The following is a 23,978-nucleotide window of genomic DNA, read 5'->3' on the forward strand; positions in this document are numbered from 1 at the left end:
CACTATGTGGAGTGTGGTTTTTCGCCTCAATACGCAAAGACGTCTGTGTATGCAGACGTCTTTTTTATTTTTATCTACGATAAAAGGAAGGCTCCGAGAGGATGATGAAGACTCTTACACCGTAAAACATCGCTTAAAAGTGTCATCATCACGCTTATGACCCCAATCTGACTTTAACCTCCATCACCGCTGCACCAGAAAGATCTAATATTAGCGGCTTCATCCTGTTCTCTACTTGTTACAACGCACACTACCTATTCCAGAGGTAATTTCTTTAATTCCTGATTTACTTGGACTTTTTTCAAGTTATAGGACTGCCATGGAATGGTATCTAAGTTGACTTCGTTTTTTCGTTCTAGTAAAAGATTCTTTAACCCGGGATGATGACTATTTTTCTCATATAAATCAATTAAACCGATTATTCCGGTGTAAGATAAGCTATTTAAATAGTGGATGTCAATTTTCCCGGTTTCCTCATAGCGTTCAATATTCTTTGTTACAATGATTTTCTCCACATCTATCACATTCATTACAGTATAGTAGAGTAACCCGCTGATAAAATAAAAGTGGAATAATGACAGTTTTTCAATCCATATTTTTAATAATGTATACATAAAAATAACGACTAAAAAAATCATAAACGAATGTGCCATCACTCTGATAAAGGTAAAGCCGTAGGCCTCCTCATACATGCTTAACCGTAAGAAAGCTGAACTTAATAAAACAGCACTGGCCATAACAAGGATTGTCAGGAGCGTTTGCATTACTCTTTTTAAAATACCTTTCGTCTTATCGGCAAAGGTTATTACAAAAACAGTTATCGTTAGATTGATGATGGTCACAAATAATAGTTCAAAAAATCCCTTTCTTGCGTATTCCGCATACGTCAAATTATCTTGCAGTGTCCCGCTAAAAAAGTATTTAAATTGGACAATGGTAAAGAGAACGTACACGGCATTTATTAAAACAAGAACGGTAATGATAATAATGGCGTCCATTCTAAATTTCTCTTTATTGCTGCTCTCAACCATTGCATTTATTTGTTTCTTCATAAGAGCCTGCATGAGAGCAAAGAAGGCAAGGGTATAGAACAAAACAGCAAGGGTTCGAATGACACTTTCTCCATCGAGTAATTGAAACCACTGTGGAATTCCCCCTAACATCCGTTCAAATTGCGAGTCAGCTGACATTAATAACTGCAAAACCACAAAAAGAACCGGAACAGAAATCAACACCCCAACACTTACTTTTTTCCAAATTTGAAACTTATTTTCGTCGACCCCTTGTTTTAGGAATTTCCCCACTAAAGAAGCAAATATAAAATTATACTTTATTACTGCAGCTACTTTTATGAGTAAATAGGTTATAAAGGCTGGGTGGTTCCAACGCATTTTTTTCTGACTCGTAATCAGGACCAAATGAAAAAAAACAAGAGCTGGAATCACGAAAATATTTAATGCATAAAAGAAAAGATTATCGTTCAAAAAATAACTTGCTGCCATTACCCAGATGCAGATTAGCAGTAGATAACCAAATCGCTGGTGGGAGAAGGAAAATCGTCGATAACGATAAAAAAATAAAGCGTAAAAAGCGATTGTAAAAAGGAGATAAGAAATTCCAATTTCAGCGCGAAAAAAGGCTTCCTCTGCTATAATTCCTAATACCAAACACAACAACAAAAAGATCCAATCAGACTTACCAATTTTTACTTCCATGTTTATCCCTCTTTCTATATAGAATATCTATATACATAGTTTTACTAGGTACATAGGTAAAAAAAGCTGCTTATATCGATGCCTTCCTTCCCCATCTATATCCTAGCCAACTAATTGGATATAAGAGCATGGTAAAAATGATACAAGCAAGTATAAATGTTTTTGTTAATAATGGTTCGAACCAAGAATGGGGAATAATTTCAAAAACAGTTAAGACCATTAACAATAAATTTGGTATAAGCGAAAGTAAAAAAGTCTTATTTAGAAGTCTTCTTCCCCCGTGTCCAAAGCCTTTTCCAATTTCGTATCCTAGTAAAGCCCAAAAAAACATATAAATAAAGGCAATCAAGGTAGGGATGGCTGTTATATGAGTCCAAACAATCGAAAGCCATTTCCATTGAAATAAATTATGGAATAGTGTTAATAAGCTTCCTCCCCCAAAGAAGATGATATTGATAAGGATAAAGAGCCATTTCATATTACTTGGTGTTACAGAAAGCTCTTCTCTCCACATTTCTGCTATTTCCTTAGGTGTCCCCAATCTGGAAATAATCAGCTCCATCCTTTCATTCTCATCTTTACAGTCAAAAGACTCAATAAGAATTTCTTCAATATGCGCTTCATATTCCATCAAGATACTAGTCTTATCTTGATGGTTTCCAAGACCTTTTTCCAGCTCTTCTAAAAACTTATTCTTCGGCGGTACCATGCTTTGATCTCCCTATGACCTTGTTCATCACCTTCACAAAATCCTGCCATTCTCGTGTTTTTTCATTCAATAGTTCTTTTCCTGCGTCAGTAATTTTGTAATATTTTCGAGCTGGACCCTTATCCTGCTCCTGCCAATAACATTCAATGTACTCTTGTTTTTCAAGCTTGTGCAGTGCTGGATATAAGGTACCTTCTTTGACACTTAAACCATTATCACTTCGCTGCTCAAGTTCTTTTACCAGTTCATAGCCGTACATATCTCTTTCATTTAGCAATTGAAGCAAAATTAATGATGTACTACCTTTAACCAATTCGCGATTAAACATTTTCTCACCTACCTAGAATTATTAGGTACATAGAAATTCTACACTATGAAAATCATTTTGTAAATTAAAAAAGTGACGATTTATCGATCGCCACTATGTTGATTATTTCTTTATTTTTTTCTGATGTTGGATAAAGTCATTACGTTCCCCACCATCTGATAATTCCTCTGAAAATTCGTGATCAACTTGTTGATCACGGCGTTCAAAAGGTCTGACAATTCTTGGGGGAATATTATTATTAGGAGCTGCTTGTTCATTCCAATCACTCATCGTATCACCTCACTATTAGTTTGGGAATCAAGAGAAAAAACATACACCAATCATTGCTTGCATAAATATTCCATTTTTTCGGCATAATAAGTAAAAATATGGCGAGGTGATAAACATGGGATTAATTAACTCCTTTAACCAATGGCGAGAAACTAGATATCAAAGTCATGTCTCGCACATGAAAACACAGGATAAATGTCCCGATTGCTACGGGAGAGGCTTTACCGTGTATCCGTACAATGAATTTGCTTTTTATAACTCTGTTGAATGTCCTGGTTGTCAAGGCAGCGGAGCCTTTTCCGCTTGGGAGCAACTGAAATAATAAAAAAATTCCTTCATCAGTGAAGGGATTTTTTTTAGTTTGGAACAAAAATTGTGGTAAGGACAGTATAGTTTTGTTATAATTTCAGAATATTCGACTGAGATACGATTGATTGTATAAATAAACATGAACAATACTTAAATTATTTTTACGGAGGTTTTTTTATGTCACATTCACTTTCTACAACAATGAACTACACTTCAAAATTAGAACTACTCCAAACGGAAGTGGCTATAAAACAAACGAAAGACTTTTTCGAAAATTCACTAGCAAAGTCGTTAAATTTAACACGCGTTTCTGCTCCAATTCTTTTAAAATCAGGAAAAGGTTTAAATGATGACTTAAATGGTATAGAAAGAATGGTTTCCTTTGAGGCTTTGGATATTAAAAATTCAAATATTGAAATCGTTCAATCATTAGCAAAATGGAAAAGGATGGCATTAGCAAGGTACGGTTTTGATCTCGGTGCTGGACTTTATACGGACATGAATGCTATTCGAAGAGATGAAGTTTTGGATCATCTGCATTCCATTTATGTCGATCAATGGGATTGGGAAAAAATCATTTCAAAAGAATTGCGGAACTTGGAAACATTAAAAGCAGAAGTGGAAAAAATCTTTCAGGTTTTTAAAAACACAGAATCCTATTTATACGAACTTTATCCTGTTCTGGAGCCAATTTTGCCTGAGAAAATTCATTTCATTACGACGCAAGAGCTTGAGACACTGTATCCAGAACTTTCACCAAAACAAAGAGAAGATGCCATTGCCAAGGAATATGGAGCTGTATTCATTATGCAAATTGGGGGTACCTTGCTCTCTGGTGAAAAGCATGATGGACGTTCACCAGATTATGATGATTGGACATTAAATGGTGATATTATTTTCTATTATCCTCCATTGGAGCAATCGATCGAGGTTTCCTCAATGGGAATTCGGGTAGATGAAGAGGCACTAAAGCAACAATTGGCAATCGCTCAGCTTGAGGATAGATTATCCTTAGAATATCACCAAGCAGTTGTTAATCGTGAGCTTCCATATACAATCGGCGGAGGAATTGGCCAATCAAGAATTTGTATGTTTTTCCTTAAAAAAGTCCATATTGGTGAAGTTCAGGTTTCTGTCTGGAATGATCAAATCATCGAGGACTGTAACAAAGCGAACATTACCCTCCTGTAAGTTTTAAGAATAAATTACACCCTTTGCGGAGATTAATAATGCTATGTATGCTGTAAAATCTCTGGGGGTGCTATCATGTCTGTTTTTGTTTATCAGACGTTTATCATTAAGCAAGATAAATTTAAAGAAGCTATAGACAATTTAAGAGAGATTAAAAAGTTTCGAAATGAAAATTATAACCATCACGTTGAGATCCTTACTCCTATTTCTGGGGAAGACCATACCTTTGCACTGCTTACCACTTACGATGGTTTGGGAGAAATGGAATTAGAAAATAAACGGCTATTTGACGATGAAGAATATATAGAGTTAATCGGTCCTTTTTTCCTAGAAAACATAAAAGAAGGCAGCATGTATACGCAAATATATCGGGGATTAAATGATAAAAAGAGCGATAAAAAGGACGACGAGAAAAAGAAAGAAAAATAATATGGTTAATAACACAGAAAGAGGGTTCCAGTTTGACTGGTACCCTCTTTCTGTGCTTTTTATACGATTTAAATTTAATCAACATTAATTCCTATCCAGTAGTTCTTCTCCTGCAATTCCGGGCTCAGTCATTTCATAGACATTCAAAATAATATCTAATTCCTCTTCTGTTAATACATCATATTGTAAACATAATTCCCTAACAGATTTTCCCGTGATAGTTGCTTCCCTGGCAATCCTTGCTGCCACTTCGTAGCCGAGGTGAGGATTGACTGCGGTAATGATTCCCACACTTTTATCGACATATTCCTTTAAGCGCTCTTCATTCGCTTCAATACCTGCTAAGCAATGGTCCGTAAAGACACGGAAGCCATTGTTCATGATACTAATGGATTGAAGGAGGTTAAAGACTAAAACTGGTTCCATTACATTTAATTCTAGCTGTCCAGCTTCAGATGCAAGACAAATGGTATGGTCGTTACCAATTACTTGAAAGGCAATTTGATTAATTAGCTCTGGCATAACTGGATTTACCTTACCAGGCATAATGGATGAACCTGGCTGACGAGCAGGGAGTCTAATTTCTCCCAGGCCAGCGCGAGGTCCCGATGCCATTAATCGAAGATCATTTGCTATTTTCGACATATTCATCATACAAACTTTCAACGTAGCCGATACCTCTGTGTATGCATCCGTATTTTGAGTGGCATCCACTAGGTGCTCTGCATTAACAAGTGGAAAGCCAGTAATTTCAGAGAGCTGTTTTACTACATCTTTAATATATTTTGGATCAGCGTTTAAACCTGTTCCTACAGCTGTAGCTCCCATATTAACTTCCAATAAGTGCCCCCGAGTATGTTTAATACGATTTATATCACGGGTAAGGACCCGGGAGTATGCCTCAAACTCTTGTCCCAAACGAATAGGAACTGCATCTTGGAGATGGGTGCGTCCCATCTTGATTACCTTCTCAAACTGAACAGCTTTTTGTTTGAATACCCTCTGCATATCGTCCATGGTTATTAATAATTTTTCTAAAAGTGTTAATGTGGCAATATGGATAGCAGTTGGGAAAACATCATTCGTGGATTGCGACATATTCACATGTGTGTTTGGACTTAAATGGAAGTAATCGCCTTTTGCCTTGCCCAGCAGTTCAAGTCCACGGTTGGCAATCACTTCATTCATATTCATGTTCATGGAGGTTCCTGCACCACCTTGAATCGGATCCACGATAAATTGATCATCCCACTTACCATCAATTATCTCATCTGCTGCTTTGATAATGACATTTGCTAAGTCTTTATACAATCTTGTTGTATTCATATTTGCAATGGCAGCCGCTTTTTTCACCATTGCAAGCGCTTTAATAAGAGAATCATGAATTCTATATCCAGTTATCGGAAAGTTCTCCACTGCTCTCATCGTTTGAATACCGTAATATGAATCAAACGGTATTTCTTTCTCCCCTAGGAAATCCTTTTCGATTCTTTTCTTATTCGTCACCATATGAATCCCCTTTTCTGATGTCTTTTATTTCTCCACCTAATGTTATAGCATAAAATATAGAATTGTTGTTCTTCTAAATCATAACATGTCTACAAGCTTTTTACTGTATTGGAATATTAAAATCCTGAAATCTTTAAACCCTTCAACTTAAAAAAATCTCAAGGATTTTATTCCATGAGATTTATTATGATATGAATTAATGGATATCTCTTTTCTTGAAGCGTCCGCCTCGAACTTCGGATATATCCGCGATCGCCAAGAAGGCATTAGGATCTATTTCCTCAACAATGGTGGTCAGTTTCGATTCTTCTAGTCGAGTGATAACGCTAAAAATAACCTTCTTATCTTCACCCGTATAAGCACCTTCTCCATTAAGATAGGTAACACCGCGGCCTAAGCGCGCATTTACTGCATTGCCTATTTCTTCTGCAAGATCACTAATAATCCAAACAGATTTTGATTCCTCAAAGCCATCTACTACCGTATCAATAGCTTTAGCAGCAATCACATAAGCCAATAAGGAGTACATTGCCCGATCCCAGCTAAAAACAAACCCAGCTGCACCTAAAATAAAGATATTGATAAACATAATAATTTGACCAACCGAAAATGGTACCTTTTTGGTGATTACCAGCGAAAGGATTTCTGTTCCATCTAAAGCGCCGCCATTCCGAATAACAACTCCAACTCCAATGCCCAAGATCATCCCGCCAAAAATAGTTGCTAGAAGGATATCATCTGTAAATGCTGGTATAGGATGAAAAAGTGTAGTAAAAACCGATAAAACAATAATTCCATATACCGTTGAAATAGCAAACGTTTTTCCCATTTGTTTATATCCCAAATAAACAAATGGCAGGTTTAAAATAAATAGGAATATACCAAGTTCAAGCCCCGTTAAGTGTGATAGCATAATGGATATACCCGTTACGCCTCCGTCAATTACTTTATTAGGAACTAAAAATATTTCCAGACCGGTAGCCATTAGAATAGCCCCTAGTGTTATGAAAATTGCCCGAATGATTATTTTACTTAGAGGCAGTTTCCTATGCTGTACCTTTACATGTTCATTTACTAACTCTGTCACAAAACCACACCTTATTAAAAGTTTATTAAAAAAGGACTAAAATGTGTACGATAAGGATTTTCAGATTACGTTATTATTACCAGCATAATAAATATTATTAACATTAGCATTATACCATATAATCTATTGAAACATGAACTTAAGTTCATATTTTTTAGTATCTAGATACCATATGTAAACAATTTATCCTCCGCCTATTTTCTATTAGCTCTTTTTGAGCAGATAATAGGGAGGTTTCACTGAATCTTATTTCTGACCCAGGAAGTGCTTGAGCAAGAAACGGTATATCTGTTGAAATCACCGTACCTATTCTAGTATAACCCCCGGTTGTTTGGTGTTCAGCCATTAGGATAATCGGCTGTCCACTGGCAGGTATTTGAATACCGCCTAATGGGATTGGGTCAGAAATGATATCAGCACCACCACAATGTTGAACTTTCGGGCCCATTAGCACGCACCCCATTCGATTTGATTGTGGGGATAGGATATAAGGCTCATTCAGAAATGTCTTGATGCCAAAAGAAGTAAATTTATCTTTATAGGGTCCTAATACAACTCTAACTGATATGTGCTTCTGGTATACAGGTATTAAATGATTGTCCAGGTATCTGTTCCTTCTAATTACTGGATTCCCAAACAAAATATCTCCCACTTTTAGTGCTCTGCCTTTATAACCGCCAAATTTTCCTGTCAAATAAGTAGATTTACTGTTAAGGACGGATGGAACATTGATTCCTCCAGCTATGCAAATATAAGACCTAGATCCTTCTTTGATCTGTCCAAACGAGAGAGTCTGACCCTTTTTAATTACCATACTTTTCCAAAGCGGAATCTCACTCTCATCAATCATGGGTGTAAGATTGCCTCCGCAAATCGCTATCGATACGTCCGTTAATGCCAACAGTGCTGGTCCGATTATCGGTGCTTCAAGCCCTGCTTCACACAATTCGTTTCCAACTAATAAATTTCCCATCTGTAAAGAATAGGAATCCATAGCCCCTGACAGACTGACCCCGAATTCACGGAATCCATTTCTGCCCAGATCCTGAACGGTTGTTTGCATTCCTGGTTTAATAACTCTAAAGATGGGAGTCTTCATTTTTTAGACCAGCTCTTACCGATCACTATATTTTCTTTTGTCAAAGCCGACTTTAATTCCATTATGAATTCCAATGCGGCAGGTTCATCGCCATGAACACAGACTGTATCTGCTGTTATATCAATATCCGTTCCATCTGTTGCAGTTACCTTCCCTTCTTGTACCATCCGAATAATTCTCTTTACCGCAAATTTCACATCATGAATCATCGCGTTAGGATCGGTTCTAGAAGTTAACGTTCCATCTGACTGATAGGTTCGGTCAGCAAAAACTTCAGAAGCTGTCAGTAAACCCTTTTCTTTTCCTGCTTGGATTAGTTCACTTCCCGATAAACCAAAAAGGATCAAACTTGGATTGTAATCGGTTACTGCCTGGGCAATAGCACCTGCGATTGAACGACTTCTTGCTGCCATATTATAAAGTGCACCATGTGGTTTAACATGCACCAACTGTGTTCCGTGTGCTTGAGTGATCGCAGCTAAGGCACCGATTTGATAGAGAGTAAGATGATAGATTTCCTTTGGAGAGATGTTCATTTCCCTCCGGCCAAAACCTAATAAATCTGGTAGTCCTGGGTGTGCACCAATGTAGACGTTATTTGTGTTCGCCATTTTCACTGTTTCGACCATGACATTATGGTCCCCGGCATGATAACCACAAGCAATATTGGCAGATGAAATATGCTTTATGACTTCCTTATCATTCCCTATTTTATATAGCCCGTAACTCTCTCCGATATCCGAATTAAGGTCAACACATTTCATGCATTTACCCTCCCTTTTTGTATGTAACCACTTCATACTTATTAGCGGCTAATTGTTCTTTTATTGAAAGGTACTCTTCGTATTCAATAGGTAAAAAGGAAACATAATTTCCTGAGGATAATAAAGATGGTTTTTTATTATTAATATTAAATAGCAGCAATGGTGTAATGCCAATAATTCTCCAGCCTGAAGGGACCTCTGCAGGATAAATCCCTGTTTGTTGACCGCCGATTCCAACCGATCCCGCTGCAATTTTAGTACGCGGCTTTTCTAAACGAGGAGCTGCAAGTTTTTGCGGAAGTCCGCCAAGGTATGGAAAACCTGGAACAAATCCTATCATATGGATTAAATATTCTCTGTTTGCATGTAAGTCTATTACTTCTTGTTCAGTAGAATGACTATACTCCGCAATAAATGGTAAATCTGGTCCTGTTTCTCCACCATAATACACAGGAATTCTATAGACAATTGCTTCTATTTTAGGAGTTTCCATAGCAGATTGATAAATGGAAAATACCTTTTGCTCTAATTGGCTATATGGTATCAGCATAGGATTATAAAAAATGGCTACAGATGTATAGGCTGGAACAAATTCAATAATCCCAGCGATTTTTGACTTTCTAAAAATATGTAAAAATTGATTGATTTGTTGATGTATATGTTCATGAATCTCATCGCCAAAAGTAATCGTGATCGCAGAATCCCCTAATGGATTGATTTCAACACTTATATCCCTCACCCTTTTCCTACCAAACTTGTTCTATATTTACTTTATTTAATACATCGCTATAATGCAATTAAAAAATACTCTGATCTACATAGACCAGAGCCTCTAATTTTCAAACTGTCTATTCGACTCATCTACTTGTTTCATTCTCTTCCGTTTTTTCTTAACTCGGTAGAAAAATACTAAGCCTACCAGGATGATCGCTATACCGAAGAGAATATTTTTCTCCATATTCCCTTCCATTAATCCTGCAGGTATAAGTGATAACACAAAGAAAAAGATTAGATTTCCAAACATCGTACCCATAATAAAATGTTTAAATGTAATTGAACTTAATCCACTAAGAATATTGATTAAACTTGTAGGAACGAATGGAATAATTCTTGCTTGGAACACAAAAAGTAACCCATTTTGCTCCATCTTCTTTAAAATTTCAGGATTTGCCTTCTTCTGAACCCAATCATTAAAGAGATATCGGCTTCCAAAAAACCAAATACCAGCAGCCATAATACTTGTGAACCAACTCCAAATAAGTCCATTTACAAAACCAAATAATGCAAAATTTACAGTTATAATAATAATAAGAGGAATGATTGTAAATGAATTTTGAATCAACATGATGATAAATGTAAAGAAGAATTTTGAGAATGTGGTATCCTTCAATGAGAGAATAATTGAATCTATATCCCCATTTCTAAGCAGTTGAAATACTTCGGAGTTTTGAACAACTAAAAAAATGACCACGATGATTGCGATGAGAGAAATTAATTTTTTCCAAATGGTAATCACCTATTTTCTTTTAAGGTAATCTCATGAGAGTAATTATATTCCTATCCCAATCATACCATGCAAAAATAATCTGGGATTAAAAAAAAGATGCCACAAGATAGATTTTGTGACATCCTTGAATCATTATAATCTTGAGAACTCCTCAACCAGCTCTCCAAACTTTTTCATAGCATTTTCAATTGGTAATGGTGTGGTCAAATCTACACCCGTCTTCTTTAACAACTCCAATGGGTAATCACAGCTGCCACTTTTTAAAAATTGGAGGTATGTTTGGAGTGTTTCCTTGTCACCTTCAAGAATTTTCGCTGCCAGATGAATAGCGGAGGCAAAACCTGTTGCATATTTATAAACATAAAATGGACGATAAAAATGTGGAATTCTAGACCAGCCAAACTTTACTTCGTCATCAAACACCACTACTTCTCCGTTATATTCCCTAAACAAAGATTCGTAGGTTTGGTTGAATATCTCCACGTTTAATGGTATACCCTTCTCTGCCAGCTCATGGATGATTTTCTCAAATTCTGCAAACATCACTTGGGTGAAAAATGTCCCCTTAAATTGGTCAATAAAATGATTTAATAAATGTTTGCGCACATCTGGATTTTTTTCATGATTAAGCAAGTAGTTAATTAACAGCACTTCGTTAACAGTCGAAGCTACTTCAGCCACAAAAATACTATACCTTGCCGTAATCTGCGGTTGATGCTGTGAGCTTAATTTGCTGTGAACTCCATGGCCACACTCATGGGCGAGGGTAAATAAACTATCTAAATCATCTTGATGATTTAATAAAATAAATGGATGTACCCCGTATATGCCCAAATTATAGGCCCCTGAGCGCTTGCCAGGTGTCTCCCGGACATCAATGTATCTTGCGTCTTTAAACTCCTTTAGAATGGCTGTATATTCCTCTCCTAGAGGTGCTAGAGCTTTTATCATGGTTTCATACGCTTCCTCATAAGGAATAACCTGTTTCACTCCCTGCACCAAAGGAACAGACATATCGTATTGCCTTAGTTCATCTACCTGAAGCTTTTTCTTGCGGATTTCAGAGTAATTGTGAAGTGCTGAGATATTTTCCTTTGTTGTAGTGATTAGGTTTTCATAAACTTCTTTTGGTACCATGTCACCAAATAGAGCTTTCTCCAATGCAGAAGGATATTTGCGAATTTTAGCTAAGGTAACATTATTCTTGATCGCTGCGGAAAGGGTGCTTGCAATCGAATTCTTCCATTCAACATATGGCTTATAATAGGCTTTATAGGCCTCCCTGCGTTTTTCGCGGTCTTCATCCTCGACTAATTTTGCGTACATCCCTCTTGTCAATGGAACCTTTTCACCATTGGCAGTTGTGACTTCACCAAACTTAATATCTGCATTATTCATCATACCAAAGGTTGTGCTGGGTGCAGAAAATGCTTCCCCTAATTGGGATAACACTTCTTCCTGGTCTTTTGTAAGTACATGGGCTTTGTACCGGAATGATTCAAATAAATCCTCCTCAAAGTACTTCAGGCCTGCCTCTTCAGCAATATAGCTGTTTAATGTTTCTTTATCTAATCCCAATAAATAAGGCATAAAAAAAGATGTTGAGGCACTTACCTTCACACTAAGTCCCTTAGCACGGTCTAATAGTGATTGAGAACTTGCATCTCTCGTATCCTCATCAACCCTTAGCATGGCATAGGCGTAGACATGATTGAATTTATAAGATAATTCCTCTCTTTGTTTTAAATAGCGATAAAGACTTTTCCCATCGTGGATTGCACCATCAAATTCCTTCAACTTTCCTGCCATATCCTCAACAAGCTGAAGATCGCTCTCCCATTTGCTAACATTAGAATATATGTCTTCAAGGTTCCATTTTTCATTTTGTGGCACTTCGTTTCTGGAAGTATAGGCAGTCATTGTTACCCCTCCTTAAAAAATAATCATAATTAGAAATTATTCCTAATTTTTAGGTTCTAGACCTTAACTATAGCACAAGATTACAACATAAAAATAGAAAAAGGCTGCTTAGGAATTTGCCTAAACAGCCTTTAATTTATTGCCTATTCTTTAGATTCTCCACTAATTGGAGATAAATTATAGTTGTATTGTGTTCGGTCAATAGGAGTAAAGTTTTCAGGTGTGTAAAAGCGTAATAAGTCTCCATTAACCACTTTATCAGAGAGCATTAATTTATTTTCTACTATGCCCTGAAGATTTATTGCCTCTTCCATCCTATTCTGATCAATTTCTAGTCCTGTTGTAGAGTCGTAGAATTTACCATCTACAGCTGAAATCGTCGGACTCATAAAGCTGCCATCACGGAAAGGAATAAGATCATCATGCTGTTCAGATAATAGGTCGGTACCGAACTGAACATAATCTTTTGTTTCAATCCCTAATAAGTGTAGGACAGTTGGAAGGATATCAATTTGTCCTCCGTATTCATGGTTGACTCCACCCTCAATGCCAGGAACACGGATGAAGAATGGTACTCTCTGTAAACCAGCACTATCAAAATTTGTAATTTCTTTTCCTAGAACTTTTTCCATAGCTTTATTGTGATTTTCTGAAATACCATAATGGTCACCATACATGACAATGACAGAGTTATCATATAAACCTGATTCTTTAAGGTAATCAAAGAATTGTTTTAATGCTTCGTCCGCATAACGTGCTGTTTGGAAGTAAGTATCAACTGACTTATCCCCCGTCGTATGTGGTGCAATCGTCGCTTCTCCTTCAGCAAGCGGATAAGGATAATGATTGGAAACAGTGATAAACTTTGTATAAAAAGGCTGCGGTAATGTTTCCAGCATTGGAATTGATTCCTCAAAAAACGGCTTATCCATTAAACCGTATTCCGCAAGTTCTTCTGGATTCATATTATAATAGCTTTCATCAAAAAAGTGATTATATCCAAATGATTTATAGATTTCATCACGATTCCAGAAACTGCCTGAATTCCCGTGGAATACAGCTGATGAATAACCTTGCTGGCCTAAAATTGCTGGTGCTGCTTGATACGTATTTAGTCCTTTTGTTGTAAAAGCAGAACCCTGCGGTAATCCATATAATGAATTTTCAAGAATAAATTCAGCATCCGCCGTTTTACCTTGCGCTGTTTGATGGAAGAAGTTATCAAAGTAAAGTGTGTTTTGATCCTTTGTTAAGGAATTTAAAAACGGCGTTACTTCTTCTCCATGCAGTTTGTAATCAATTAGGAAGTTTTGCATGGATTCAAGGTGTAAATAAATTACATTCATACCTTTTGCTGCACCAAAGTAAGCTGGATTTGGCTCGGCATAGTTAGCTTTCGTATAGTTAATGACTTCAGTCATATCATCACTATCTGCCATAACTCTTTGCGCTGATGCTTTTGTACTTTTTACTGCGTCATAAATGGTGTAGTTGTACATCCCTAAATATTTCACAATATAATTACGGTCAAATCCTCTTGTTAACAATTGAGGACGATCGGTTTCAGCTAGTCCTAAATTACCACATGAAATCGCTAAGGATAATGAAAATAAAGCAGCTACTTTACGGCGGTTCATATCTTGAAACTCGATCTTAACAACCCGAAAAGCAAGTAAGGCAATTAACAGAACGATGTCCACAAAAAATAGGAAATCAAATGGTCTTAAAAGAGTTAACACACTGCCGCTTACATCACCAAAATTTTGTGTCTGAGTTAATGTCGGTAATGTAATAAAGTCATTAAAGAATCTGTAATACACGACATTGGCAAATAAAAGGAAGGTTAAAAAGAAATCAATCACTATTAAAGCAATATATTTCTTGCGTCCTTTAAATAATGAAGCCAATCCTAAAAAAAGTAATGACGACCCTAATGGGTTAATAAATAATAGTATTTTTTGCAGCGTATTCTCAATACCTAAATCAAATTGCGTTAATTGAGCGATATATGTTTTCATCCAAAGGAAGAATACAGCCAAAAAGAAAAAGCCAATATATTTATTAAAAATACCCTGACTCTTTTGAGTTAAGTTATTCATTTTCTGCACCTGCCTTAAAAAAATAAGTAGTTTTTAGTTTACGTTAATTTTAAATTAGTTTTTAAATCCATTAATCTATTATTTATCATAACAGTTAAGTATGAACAATGTATGAACAATCCATGAACACTCGATAAAAATAAAAACAATGTAACACAAGAATAGTATTATACGGATTTTTTCCAAAATGTCAACTTTGCTCTCTTCTAAAACAAAACGACATGTGGATCTCACATGTCATTGTACGATTATTTATCATTGATTACAGAAACTTTCTATATATTGGTCAATAGCTGCTACCCATTGTGTGGAATTATCAATTTTTTCAGTTGCTATTTTATGTAAATCCGATAACAATTTTGATAGGTCATGATGAGTAAAAGGGGCACCATTATCTCGTATCAAGTAAATTTTATGGATCATCCTCGCATAATTCTTTAATGTTAATGGTATTATCGCTAAGGTTTGACCCTCAAAAATTGGATATTTTACGTTACCGAAAAATGTATTGATTGTATCCCTATGTAAAGATGGGGCCAAAAATAATCCGTAGGTTTGCTTCGCTGCTTGATTTGCTCTGTCTGCCACATGCCGCATAACAGGTTGTCCTTCGTTAATCCATTGATCTCGACCTTGCATCATCGTAACTTCTCCAACAAGTTGGAAGTCAGGATAATCAGCAAATAAATCTTCTACATTCCCCCTAGCTGTCCACAGAGGGAGTCCATCATCACCAACATTATAATTAGGTTTAATCAGATTTGCCGATCCTATCGCAACGAGGCTTTCAGCAAATAGCCATTCCAAGCGAACGGATGGCTTTTGTACTTCAGGGAACTTCCGATAACTTTGCGTTCTTCCGCTCATCTCCTCGATTGCCAGCGAAATATCCTTTAATTTAGTGAATTGGTCTTCCTTGAACATTGTTAATGTTCTTGTTGATTGTCGAATGTGTTGACGTAATGACTGAACTTCATCAGCTAACATATTAATATCTGAAAACTTTTCTATATAGGCAACTTTCGTGACAGCCTTTGGTTTGATTTTGGAAATGGCACACTGTAAGCTATCATACGTTGAAAATAAATTTTTGTATTCACTCTCTAATTGACTATACGTTTCCCATGGAAGTTCCGGGGTTTTTGTGTCACTTAAGTAATCAATATAAGCATCCACGTCTTTAAAGGATTCTGCTTCTGCTGAGAATTCCTCGGCAATGAAATTTGCCTCTCTTGTTCTGCTGGGTGATAGATCAATATACCTGCCCCCGCCGCGTAAATAAAGGATTCCAGTTTCACGAAAATACCTGATTGTGGAATCGGCATAATCACGAAGATTGGATTTTTTCGTTTTGAGGCTTTCTTCACTCTTGGTGTTGAATAACTTTTCAGTAAAGTCTGTAAAGAATTGTTGCTTAAATTCTTCCTGATTCAACCCGCCCATACTTTTTACTTTTAATCGATATTCAATAATATTTTCAATGGTCTGATCAATGTTTTTCGCATTTACTAAAGTAGGGATAAACATTTTCATTTCATCAAAAGAAATTCCCACTTGGCGCAGCCCTAACTCCTCAGCTCTTTTGTTAACCCCTGCTATAACTTTAACTGTAGCTACAAAAGGTTTAATATTGAATCCATTTTTTTCGGTTGGGTTATCAAGCTGCCACTTTAGGAACATCCTTAAAAACATATTTTCAGTATTAATTCCTTTTGAAAATGCCTCACCAAGTGGAGTTAAAGCCACCTTCCCATCCTTGTCTCTGTTTCTTACAAACCCAAAGTTGGTCAACGGCGAAAAAGCAGTTCTTCCACGAAAGGCATATATTTTAAATTGATCATCTTGATAGGATTTATTCTTGTATACTACTGTAGACATTAATTCAATTACTTCATCTTCTGTTAGAATATAACTATTATCTTCATTTGGTAAAAAGTTGTTTACCCGCTTTTTCCATGTAGGATCCTTACTGGTAGGCTGATATAACCCTCTTCGAATGGTTTCAAAAAAGAAATCTTTTTCGAACTCCTCGTTCCTGGTCCTCCCTTGCATAATTCGGACAATTTCGATATAGCCTTGCAGGCGGTCAGGGGACCGCAATGTGGTATTAATACTCCAGACACTTTCCCTAGCCATTCATTTCTCCCCCTTTTACGGCACAATTCTATTTACTTATATCTTTTTCATTTTATTCGAAAAGATGTAAAAAGAAGTGCTAATCAATAATTCGTGATTAGCACTTCTCGCTCTAATATGACTGTCTCCTTTTTCTTTTGATAATTCGAATTACTATAATTCATTTTCAGGTCATGGATATGATAGTTAGCAGCCCATTTTTCTAAGATTGTATTTTTCTTCTCGCTTTTTTCTAATACATTTGATAATGCAAATTTAACTTTGCGTTTATTTAATGTATCTAACAGCTCTAGCAAATTTATTTCATGTTCTTCCGTCCAGCCATTCTGTTCATTATACGTAGCCGTAGTAATTAAATAGGGTGGATCAGCATAAAGGAAATCACCAGGTCCCAACAGTTCTAAATCGATTTCTTGGAAATCCTTGTGTTGAAATTCAATATTTCTGATTTGTAAAGCCTGCATAAACTGAAAAAGATTTTCCCTTACGTTATTATTAAAATCCCTTTTTCCAACGGGAATGTTATATCCTCCCGACTTATTAAAACGAATTTGGTTATTAAAGCCAAAGATAATTAGTGTAAAAAATAATAAATCTAAAGGAAATTTCTTTTCCAGCCGATTATAGTCATTCCTCATTAGGATGTATTTTTCTTTATTAAATGGACCAACGCCATCCGCACTATTTGCTTGATAATACTCATACCCATTTCTCATTGTGTCACTTAACCCATAATATTCGACAATGGCTTCAATAACCGAAGCTACTTGATCATAGGAATGAGCCTTTAAATAGTTAAAAAGAGAGATCAGGCGTTCATTTATGTCAAAAGCATATGTTTTTTGCGAATCAATATTTACGGCTACATTTGCTCCTCCCGTGAACAAATCCACAAAAATTTGGATATTTGCAGGGAACAGATTTGTTAGCTGCGGCAACAGTTTATGTTTTCCTCCGGTATAATTTAATGGCGATTTAATGAAAGTCATATTCTCACCTTATTTCCCAACATGACACACAAAGAGCCGTTCTTGGTAATTTTCAATATCTTTCAGACCTGTAGTAAAATGCTTATAATCTTGTTCATAGCTAATCGTTTTACCGCGTTTTTCTAAAGACGAGATCATTTCCACATCGGATATCTTTGCATTTGAACGGCCATCGCCTTTCTCTGCCATATTACTGTAAGAAACCACAATTAATTTAGCGCGGGCATGTTGAACAAGATCGTCAAATGCTTCTGGTGCTGTCTTCAAACAATATTTACTCTTCCCATATTGACGGACTTCTGAGCTCATTTTCTTCGCAACACCTTCAAGTTCCGGCTTGTCCCACATCGCAAGGTTCTCCAATAGATGATAGGAATCCACATACTGTCTGGAGTTATAGGGTGTATCAATATACAGGATGTCAGTCTTAATTTCTCTCACTAATTCATTGGCGTCACATTGATAGATTTTATTTAATCTATTCGTTTCATTGTCAGCTATAGCCGGCATGAGAAATCGAACTGGATTGTACATGTCAAGTTTCTTACGATACGCTTCATAATGTCCCACCGTATTTGCAGCCTTATCTAGAGCATACAAAAGTGAAGTAAATAGAATCGAGAATTCTCGGTTACTCAGGTATCCTTTTTGTTGTAATTCTTCCATATTTTCTCGTACATACCCAATCTTACGAGCATTCTCTAAAGTGAAATATTTATCCCCATAATTGTTTGAAAAGTAATTATCGTCGTGAACCTTTCTTTCATTATAAGAATGCAATAGATTTATGATTTTATCTCTTTCAAAAGGTTCTGGAGAGAAAAAAGTGTTGTAACTGTGAATATTTGAGTAAAGCAAATCATTTATGATTAATTCTTTGCCTGGTTGATTAAAACGATTCCCAACAACACCAGTCCCTCCAAATAAATCTGTGAAAGAATGCCATTCTTTAATAGAGTCATTGATCACATCTTCGATTAATGGGAGCAGTTTGGTTTTAGCACCTAAATATCTTCGGCTTTGGATGGCAAATTCCTTTATCTCATCATTTTTGGTATGATTATTTTGTGTCTTATCATTTAATATCATGTCGATCTCCTCGTGTTGTGATTCAGACCACCGTCATTTTCTAATCCCTATCTATTCTATCATGACTTTTTCAAGCGTGATAATAAAAAACTTTACGCTTAACCAAAGAGCGCTTGAATCCCCTGATATCCAAAATAAAGACCAAACAAAACTAATGAAGCCCCTGAGATAATCGATATTGCAATTAGACTTTTAATCGTTAAGAGTTTTCGGAAGCCTGTCGTAAGGCCTGCAACGAAGACATCCCAAATGGCTAATCCAAGAAAAATCATACTGCTATAAATGCACAATGATTCCGTCCCATTTGTCTGAGCCGTTTTAGCCAAAACAGAGCCATAAATCCCTAACCAGAAGAGAACCGATAACGGGCTTGTGATTGACATGATAAATCCTGTAAAAAAGCACTTCACTAATGATTCTTTTTCTCTACTGTATGTTAGGGTAATCGTATTTGCATTTTTGATACTTTCTACTCCTGAATAAATTAAAATAAATCCGCCAAATAACCAAAGAAAGATTTGAATAATCGGAATCCCTAGAAATTGAACCATTCCTAAATAAACGAGCAGCATAAAGAAACCATCTGCAACCATTGAGCCTGCCCCCACAACCCATGCATGCCAAAAGCCATTCTTAATTCCTTTATCTAACCGAGCAGAATTTACCGGGCCAATTGGAGCTGCTAGTGTAAAGCCCAATATGATGTAGCTCGCCAATATGCTAATATTCAAAAAAAACACCACTCCACTTCACCAATCTCTTAACTTGTACATTTTATGTTCGTTATACAGTCACATGTCTAAAATTTTTTATAGGGCAAATGAAATAACTAAAAACGATAAAAAAATTAATGAGAAGAGCTCGGAATGGAAACCCTATTGATGTGCTTCAAGAAAGGTGGCACTGTTAATGAATAAACTAGCCTATACACTAAGGAGGGCAACAATGGGAATTTTAAGCGGGAATCCTAAGGAAGAGCCTTTACATTATGGAGAAGTATTTGATTTATGGTCTGCTGCATTGGTAAATAACGGGAAGATTGCAGGATATCATACCATGTTAAACCATGCAGGTGATGAGGATTTAAAGAAGTTATTAGTAGAAGCAAGTGAAATTTGTCAGGGCGAAAACAAGCAATTAGAGGAACTTTTAAAAGAAAACGGCATTGGCTTACCGCCTGCGCAACCAGAGCCTCCTGAAGCATGTTTAGAAGATATTCCAGTGGGTGCTCGAATCATAGACCCTGCCATTGCTGCTGGACTTTCTGCTGATATTGCCGCTGGACTCGTAGCCTGCAGTCAAGCAATAGGTAAATCAATCAGGGAAGACTTAGCTTTGATGTATACGCAATTCCATGCGCAAAAGGTCGCACTTGGAGGAAAAGTCCTCCGTTTAAATAAAGAAAAAGGCTGGCTCATTCCTCCCCCATTACATCTCAATAAACATGGCGATTGTTAATTTGACACCATAAAAAAGGATGAACACGTTTTGTGTCTCATCCTTTTTTACATTATCGATTTAAATCACTAATTCCAGGGCTATGCTCATTCGGCATTTCAGGCATTACTGGAACAGGATAACCTTGCGGCGGTGGTACGACTTGTAATGTTCCAGAATCCCTGCTAGGTGATTCACCTTGGAATATCGTACCAATTAGGGTTTCATCTAATCTAAAATTAAATTGAGCATTATGGAAACCCATTTCTACATATTTTCGGCATTCTGGATACTTATTTATATCATAGTTCGGTACTGGGAAAATCTTACCCCAGTTCACACCCAGCGTTTCCAATGCTTTTGCAAATGCATTTTGGTGCGCATTATCACGGACAATTAAGAACGCTAATGTTTCCCTAAAAGTTTTATTTGAGCTCATTTCATAAATTCGTGTCTTTTGCAGAACCCCTGTAGATTCTAATACGACGTTATCTAATAAATCACTTATCAAGTTTCCATGGCTATATACATAGTTACCACTCCAGGGATTCCCTCCTGCATCGACTGGAAGTGAACTCTGAGCACCCATAATAAAGTGATGAGGGTTTGCGTGTTCTTTAACGGCTTCTTCCAAAGGAGCACCCATCGTTCCCCCTGCCCCAACGGCCTCTTCTCCCGACCCATTCAGGAGTTGATTAATGGTTGTTTGAACGAGTTCTACATGGCTAATTTCCTCTAGGAAAATACCTCTGATTAAATCGCGGTATTGCTTTTGGTTTCCTCTGAAGTTTGAGCTTTGGAAGAAAAACTGCATCATTGTTCGCATTTCACCAAATCTTCCACCCAATGTTTCTTGAAGTACTTTAGCAGCCGCCGGATCCGGTTTATCTGGAACAATCATATTAATTAGGTCTTCTCTATAGAAATACAATTGATTACCTCCTATATAATGTTTGATAAAATATTAGCACCTAAATAGGTTTTCCAAATACGCATCACTTATCCAATAACCTTTTGGGAGGAATCCAACTATTCATTATCAGCAGAATCCTCTTGATAATGCTCATTTAAAATAGCATTTTCAGGTGGAGCGAAATTAGCTGTTAACAAGCTCATTTCCGGATCAATTCCATACATTTCTTTAAATGAACTATATATTTTCTTAGAATTGGTATTTTTTGATTCTTTTTCTTCTTCGTTCATCGGTTTCACCCTCTAATGAATAATTTATTTGATTTACTTTTACTTGCTCAATAGTAATCTGAAAAATATGGTGTTTGCATGTTAATTACTTTTTCAAGTAACTCCACAGACTTTTTATCACCGTTAATTCTCGTGATAGTGGCTAAATACGTTGGTCTTTTGTAACTTAGCAGCATAGTCGTTAATGTCTGGATATCTAAAGAAAAGGTCGGTTGCTCCATACTTTGAACCAACTCTCCCTTACCCTCGGGAGAAACTTGAAGTGTAAATATCCCTTTATTCCACTCTAGCATTGGATCATCCAGCCTAAAGGTAAGATTTATATCTGTTCCTGTAGCTATAAAAGGGTACTGGGCAATAAATTGTTTAGCATCAACAATCCTTGCCATAAAATAAGGAGAGATTTTTTCTTTAATATCTGCATCTTCCAGCCAAAAAGCTAGTGGCTCATTCATAAAAATATTTCCGACAACTTTTGAGACCATAGAAAAATGTGCACCAATGAAATTCCAAAGCCCTACCCGCGCCTCTTGATCGATATATATCATTTCTTTAATATGCAGCACATCTTCAGAAATCCAGTACAACAAATACCCCTGTGGCTCGTGAGCATGATTATAATATACCGCTGCCGTTTGTTCATCTACATCCCATCGCCAATACTCCTCCCAGGCTAATTCATTTCGAATCATGGCCGCATGCATTTTACTTGAAACGAGTTCATAAACCTTTTTAACATCTAGGTGCTCGATATTCATCCTTTCCACATATCCAGGTACTTTTTTTATCTTTGGTAATTGGATGTCTTTAACTTCAAACGTCATCTTGTCCGAAATAATCTCCCAGCCTCTTCGACGGTAATAGGGAATGGAATAGGGAAAAAGATAGGAAATAGATTGTTTTCTTTGACGCATATCTGCTAGTGCCTGACGCATCAATTTATTCATCAGTCCCATATTGGCGTATTCTGGATACGTCCCGACTCCCGTCAACCCGCCCATTTCAAATGTCTGTCCAAAAATATTAACTTGAAAAGGATAAACAGCCAACTGCGAGACAAGTTTCTCTCCATCAAACCAGCCAATCACATCCGCTTGATCCAATACCGGTTTTTTTGCTAAAGCGATTTCTCGTTCTTCCCAGCCTACCAGTTGTAAATCTTTCTTGGTAACTTGAAACACATACCGTAATAACTCATTAAACTGTTGGAAGTGATTTGTTTCCACTTTCCCCATTTTGAGCCTGTCTAGTCGACTCATCCGTATACCTCCAAAAATTAACTTACTTTATCTAATTTCTAGTGTTTACATTAAGGTGGAATAGAATTCCAAAAAAAGAAGCTGCTCATCTTTGTGAGCAACTTGTTTATACATATTTATATGGAATAGTCTTCTGGTATTTTTACTTTTTCATTTTCGAAGAATAAATGAAATATTTGTTCACGAATTTTTAAGAAATCATAACTATTCCTATCGCGTGGTCTCGGTAAATACACCGGAATTGTCTTTTGGATGCGTCCTGGTTTCTTTGACATGACAATGACTCTATCCCCTAATAAAACAGCCTCATCAATATCATGTGTAACCAGGATCATTGTAATATTGGATTGTTCTCTAATTCTAAGGATCTCGTGCTGCATTTGAATTCTTGTCAATGCATCAAGAGCACCAAAGGGTTCATCGAATAAAATGATATCTGGTTTTTTTACTAAAGTACGAGCGATGGCAACACGCTGAGACATACCTCCAGAAAGTTCTCCAGGCTTCGCATTTTCAAAGCCTTTTAATCCGACTAATTCAATATGCTCTTGCACGACTCTCTTACGCTCCCTTGCAGAGAGATGCTCCAGACCAAAACCTATATTTTGCTCAACATTCATCCATGGATACAGCCGATGATCCTGGAATACCATCCCCCGATCTTGACCAATTCCAGAGATGATTTGATCATCAATCGTAATGGAGCCTTCGAATAATAAATCAAGACCGGCTATTAAGCGTAATAGCGTGCTTTTTCCACAACCGCTTGAGCCGACAATGGTCAAAAACTCTCCTTCCTGAACTTCTAAATCAATATTATTTAATACCTCAAGTTTTTTGTCTCTCTGATTATATGTTTTTGATAAATTAGATATTTTGATTTTCGGTTTATAGGTTTCATATTGAACTCTTTCTTGGGTAAGCATCTA

Annotated in this window: 23 protein-coding genes; 3 read left to right on the forward strand and 20 right to left on the reverse strand. The window is 36.6% G+C overall.

Features of this window, described 5'->3' with window-relative positions:
* Nucleotides 1-254: 254 nt before the first annotated feature.
* The 4 genes from V7108_RS11235 to V7108_RS11250 form a co-directional block, all read right to left on the reverse strand.
* Nucleotides 255-1,715: a DUF4153 domain-containing protein gene (locus V7108_RS11235; protein ID WP_335568274.1), complete on the reverse strand. Its 1,461-nt coding sequence runs from the start codon at nucleotides 1,713-1,715 to the stop codon at nucleotides 255-257.
* 70 nt (nucleotides 1,716-1,785) lie between these two features.
* Nucleotides 1,786-2,424 (reverse strand): HAAS signaling domain-containing protein, encoded by a 639-nt coding sequence (locus V7108_RS11240; protein ID WP_335568275.1) that lies wholly within the window; start codon nucleotides 2,422-2,424, stop codon nucleotides 1,786-1,788.
* The gene (locus V7108_RS11245) at nucleotides 2,405-2,752 is read right to left on the reverse strand and encodes a PadR family transcriptional regulator (protein ID WP_335568276.1); all 348 of its coding nucleotides are present in this window, start codon (nucleotides 2,750-2,752) and stop codon (nucleotides 2,405-2,407) included. The genes V7108_RS11240 and V7108_RS11245 overlap by 20 nt, the downstream gene beginning before the upstream one ends.
* Before the next feature lie 102 nt (nucleotides 2,753-2,854).
* Nucleotides 2,855-3,022, reverse strand: a complete 168-nt coding sequence (locus tag V7108_RS11250; protein WP_335568277.1) for a hypothetical protein — start codon at nucleotides 3,020-3,022, stop codon at nucleotides 2,855-2,857.
* Between the two features lie 510 nt (nucleotides 3,023-3,532).
* On the opposite strand from V7108_RS11250, the gene asnA reads away from it, so the two are divergent.
* Together asnA and V7108_RS11260 are read left to right on the forward strand one after the other, a co-directional pair.
* The gene (gene asnA / locus V7108_RS11255; RefSeq protein ID WP_335520046.1) at nucleotides 3,533-4,522 is read left to right on the forward strand and encodes an aspartate--ammonia ligase; all 990 of its coding nucleotides are present in this window, start codon (nucleotides 3,533-3,535) and stop codon (nucleotides 4,520-4,522) included.
* A gap of 75 nt (nucleotides 4,523-4,597) precedes the next feature.
* Entirely contained in the window at nucleotides 4,598-4,951 is a 354-nt protein-coding gene (locus tag V7108_RS11260) for a hypothetical protein (protein ID WP_335520041.1), read from the forward strand.
* A gap of 84 nt (nucleotides 4,952-5,035) precedes the next feature.
* Here the strand turns inward: V7108_RS11260 and aspA are convergent, their stop codons facing one another.
* The 12 genes from aspA to V7108_RS11320 form a co-directional block, all read right to left on the reverse strand.
* Nucleotides 5,036-6,460 carry an aspartate ammonia-lyase gene (gene aspA / locus V7108_RS11265; RefSeq protein WP_335520043.1) on the reverse strand — a complete coding sequence of 475 codons (1,425 nt, stop codon included), beginning with the start codon at nucleotides 6,458-6,460 and terminating at the stop codon, nucleotides 5,036-5,038.
* Between the two features lie 196 nt (nucleotides 6,461-6,656).
* Nucleotides 6,657-7,547, reverse strand: a complete 891-nt coding sequence (locus tag V7108_RS11270) for a YitT family protein (RefSeq protein ID WP_335519631.1) — start codon at nucleotides 7,545-7,547, stop codon at nucleotides 6,657-6,659.
* A 154-nt stretch (nucleotides 7,548-7,701) separates the two neighbouring features.
* On the reverse strand, nucleotides 7,702-8,646 hold the full coding sequence (locus V7108_RS11275) for a biotin-dependent carboxyltransferase family protein (RefSeq protein ID WP_335568278.1): 945 nt from the start codon (nucleotides 8,644-8,646) through the stop codon (nucleotides 7,702-7,704).
* The gene (locus V7108_RS11280; protein WP_335568279.1) at nucleotides 8,643-9,410 is read right to left on the reverse strand and encodes a 5-oxoprolinase subunit PxpA; all 768 of its coding nucleotides are present in this window, start codon (nucleotides 9,408-9,410) and stop codon (nucleotides 8,643-8,645) included. The genes V7108_RS11275 and V7108_RS11280 overlap by 4 nt, the downstream gene beginning before the upstream one ends.
* Before the next feature lie 4 nt (nucleotides 9,411-9,414).
* Nucleotides 9,415-10,149 carry a 5-oxoprolinase subunit PxpB gene (gene pxpB / locus V7108_RS11285; RefSeq protein ID WP_335568280.1) on the reverse strand — a complete coding sequence of 245 codons (735 nt, stop codon included), beginning with the start codon at nucleotides 10,147-10,149 and terminating at the stop codon, nucleotides 9,415-9,417.
* Nucleotides 10,150-10,242: 93 nt separating this feature from the next.
* Nucleotides 10,243-10,926, reverse strand: a complete 684-nt coding sequence (locus V7108_RS11290; protein WP_335568281.1) for a TVP38/TMEM64 family protein — start codon at nucleotides 10,924-10,926, stop codon at nucleotides 10,243-10,245.
* A 123-nt stretch (nucleotides 10,927-11,049) separates the two neighbouring features.
* Entirely contained in the window at nucleotides 11,050-12,837 is a 1,788-nt protein-coding gene (pepF, locus tag V7108_RS11295; protein ID WP_335568282.1) for an oligoendopeptidase F, read from the reverse strand.
* A gap of 143 nt (nucleotides 12,838-12,980) precedes the next feature.
* Nucleotides 12,981-14,936, reverse strand: coding sequence for an LTA synthase family protein (locus V7108_RS11300; protein WP_335568283.1), 1,956 nt, complete (start codon nucleotides 14,934-14,936; stop codon nucleotides 12,981-12,983).
* Nucleotides 14,937-15,191: 255 nt separating this feature from the next.
* Nucleotides 15,192-17,072, reverse strand: a complete 1,881-nt coding sequence (locus tag V7108_RS11305) for an AlwI family type II restriction endonuclease (protein WP_335568284.1) — start codon at nucleotides 17,070-17,072, stop codon at nucleotides 15,192-15,194.
* A gap of 83 nt (nucleotides 17,073-17,155) precedes the next feature.
* Nucleotides 17,156-18,010: a DNA adenine methylase gene (locus tag V7108_RS11310; RefSeq protein ID WP_420489186.1), complete on the reverse strand. Its 855-nt coding sequence runs from the start codon at nucleotides 18,008-18,010 to the stop codon at nucleotides 17,156-17,158.
* 60 nt (nucleotides 18,011-18,070) lie between these two features.
* The gene (locus V7108_RS11315; protein WP_335568286.1) at nucleotides 18,071-19,150 is read right to left on the reverse strand and encodes a DNA adenine methylase; all 1,080 of its coding nucleotides are present in this window, start codon (nucleotides 19,148-19,150) and stop codon (nucleotides 18,071-18,073) included.
* A 98-nt stretch (nucleotides 19,151-19,248) separates the two neighbouring features.
* Nucleotides 19,249-19,881, reverse strand: a complete 633-nt coding sequence (locus tag V7108_RS11320) for a LysE family transporter (RefSeq protein ID WP_335568287.1) — start codon at nucleotides 19,879-19,881, stop codon at nucleotides 19,249-19,251.
* Between the two features lie 214 nt (nucleotides 19,882-20,095).
* On the opposite strand from V7108_RS11320, the gene V7108_RS11325 reads away from it, so the two are divergent.
* Nucleotides 20,096-20,608 carry a DUF3231 family protein gene (locus tag V7108_RS11325; RefSeq protein ID WP_335519373.1) on the forward strand — a complete coding sequence of 171 codons (513 nt, stop codon included), beginning with the start codon at nucleotides 20,096-20,098 and terminating at the stop codon, nucleotides 20,606-20,608.
* A 52-nt stretch (nucleotides 20,609-20,660) separates the two neighbouring features.
* Here V7108_RS11325 and V7108_RS11330 read toward each other — a convergent pair whose 3' ends face one another.
* The 4 genes from V7108_RS11330 to V7108_RS11345 form a co-directional block, all read right to left on the reverse strand.
* Nucleotides 20,661-21,518, reverse strand: coding sequence for a manganese catalase family protein (locus tag V7108_RS11330; RefSeq protein ID WP_335519364.1), 858 nt, complete (start codon nucleotides 21,516-21,518; stop codon nucleotides 20,661-20,663).
* A 98-nt stretch (nucleotides 21,519-21,616) separates the two neighbouring features.
* Nucleotides 21,617-21,790 (reverse strand): hypothetical protein, encoded by a 174-nt coding sequence (locus V7108_RS11335; protein WP_335519367.1) that lies wholly within the window; start codon nucleotides 21,788-21,790, stop codon nucleotides 21,617-21,619.
* A gap of 47 nt (nucleotides 21,791-21,837) precedes the next feature.
* Nucleotides 21,838-23,049, reverse strand: coding sequence for a GNAT family N-acetyltransferase (locus V7108_RS11340; protein WP_335568288.1), 1,212 nt, complete (start codon nucleotides 23,047-23,049; stop codon nucleotides 21,838-21,840).
* 116 nt (nucleotides 23,050-23,165) lie between these two features.
* A complete protein-coding gene (locus V7108_RS11345; RefSeq protein WP_335568289.1) occupies nucleotides 23,166-23,975 on the reverse strand; it encodes an ABC transporter ATP-binding protein in 810 nt (269 codons plus the stop codon).
* Nucleotides 23,976-23,978: the final 3 nt, after the last annotated feature.

The sequence above is a fragment of the Neobacillus vireti genome (genome assembly GCF_036962345.1).
In the GTDB taxonomy this organism is placed as follows: Bacteria; Bacillota; Bacilli; order Bacillales; family Cytobacillaceae; genus Neobacillus; species Neobacillus vireti_A.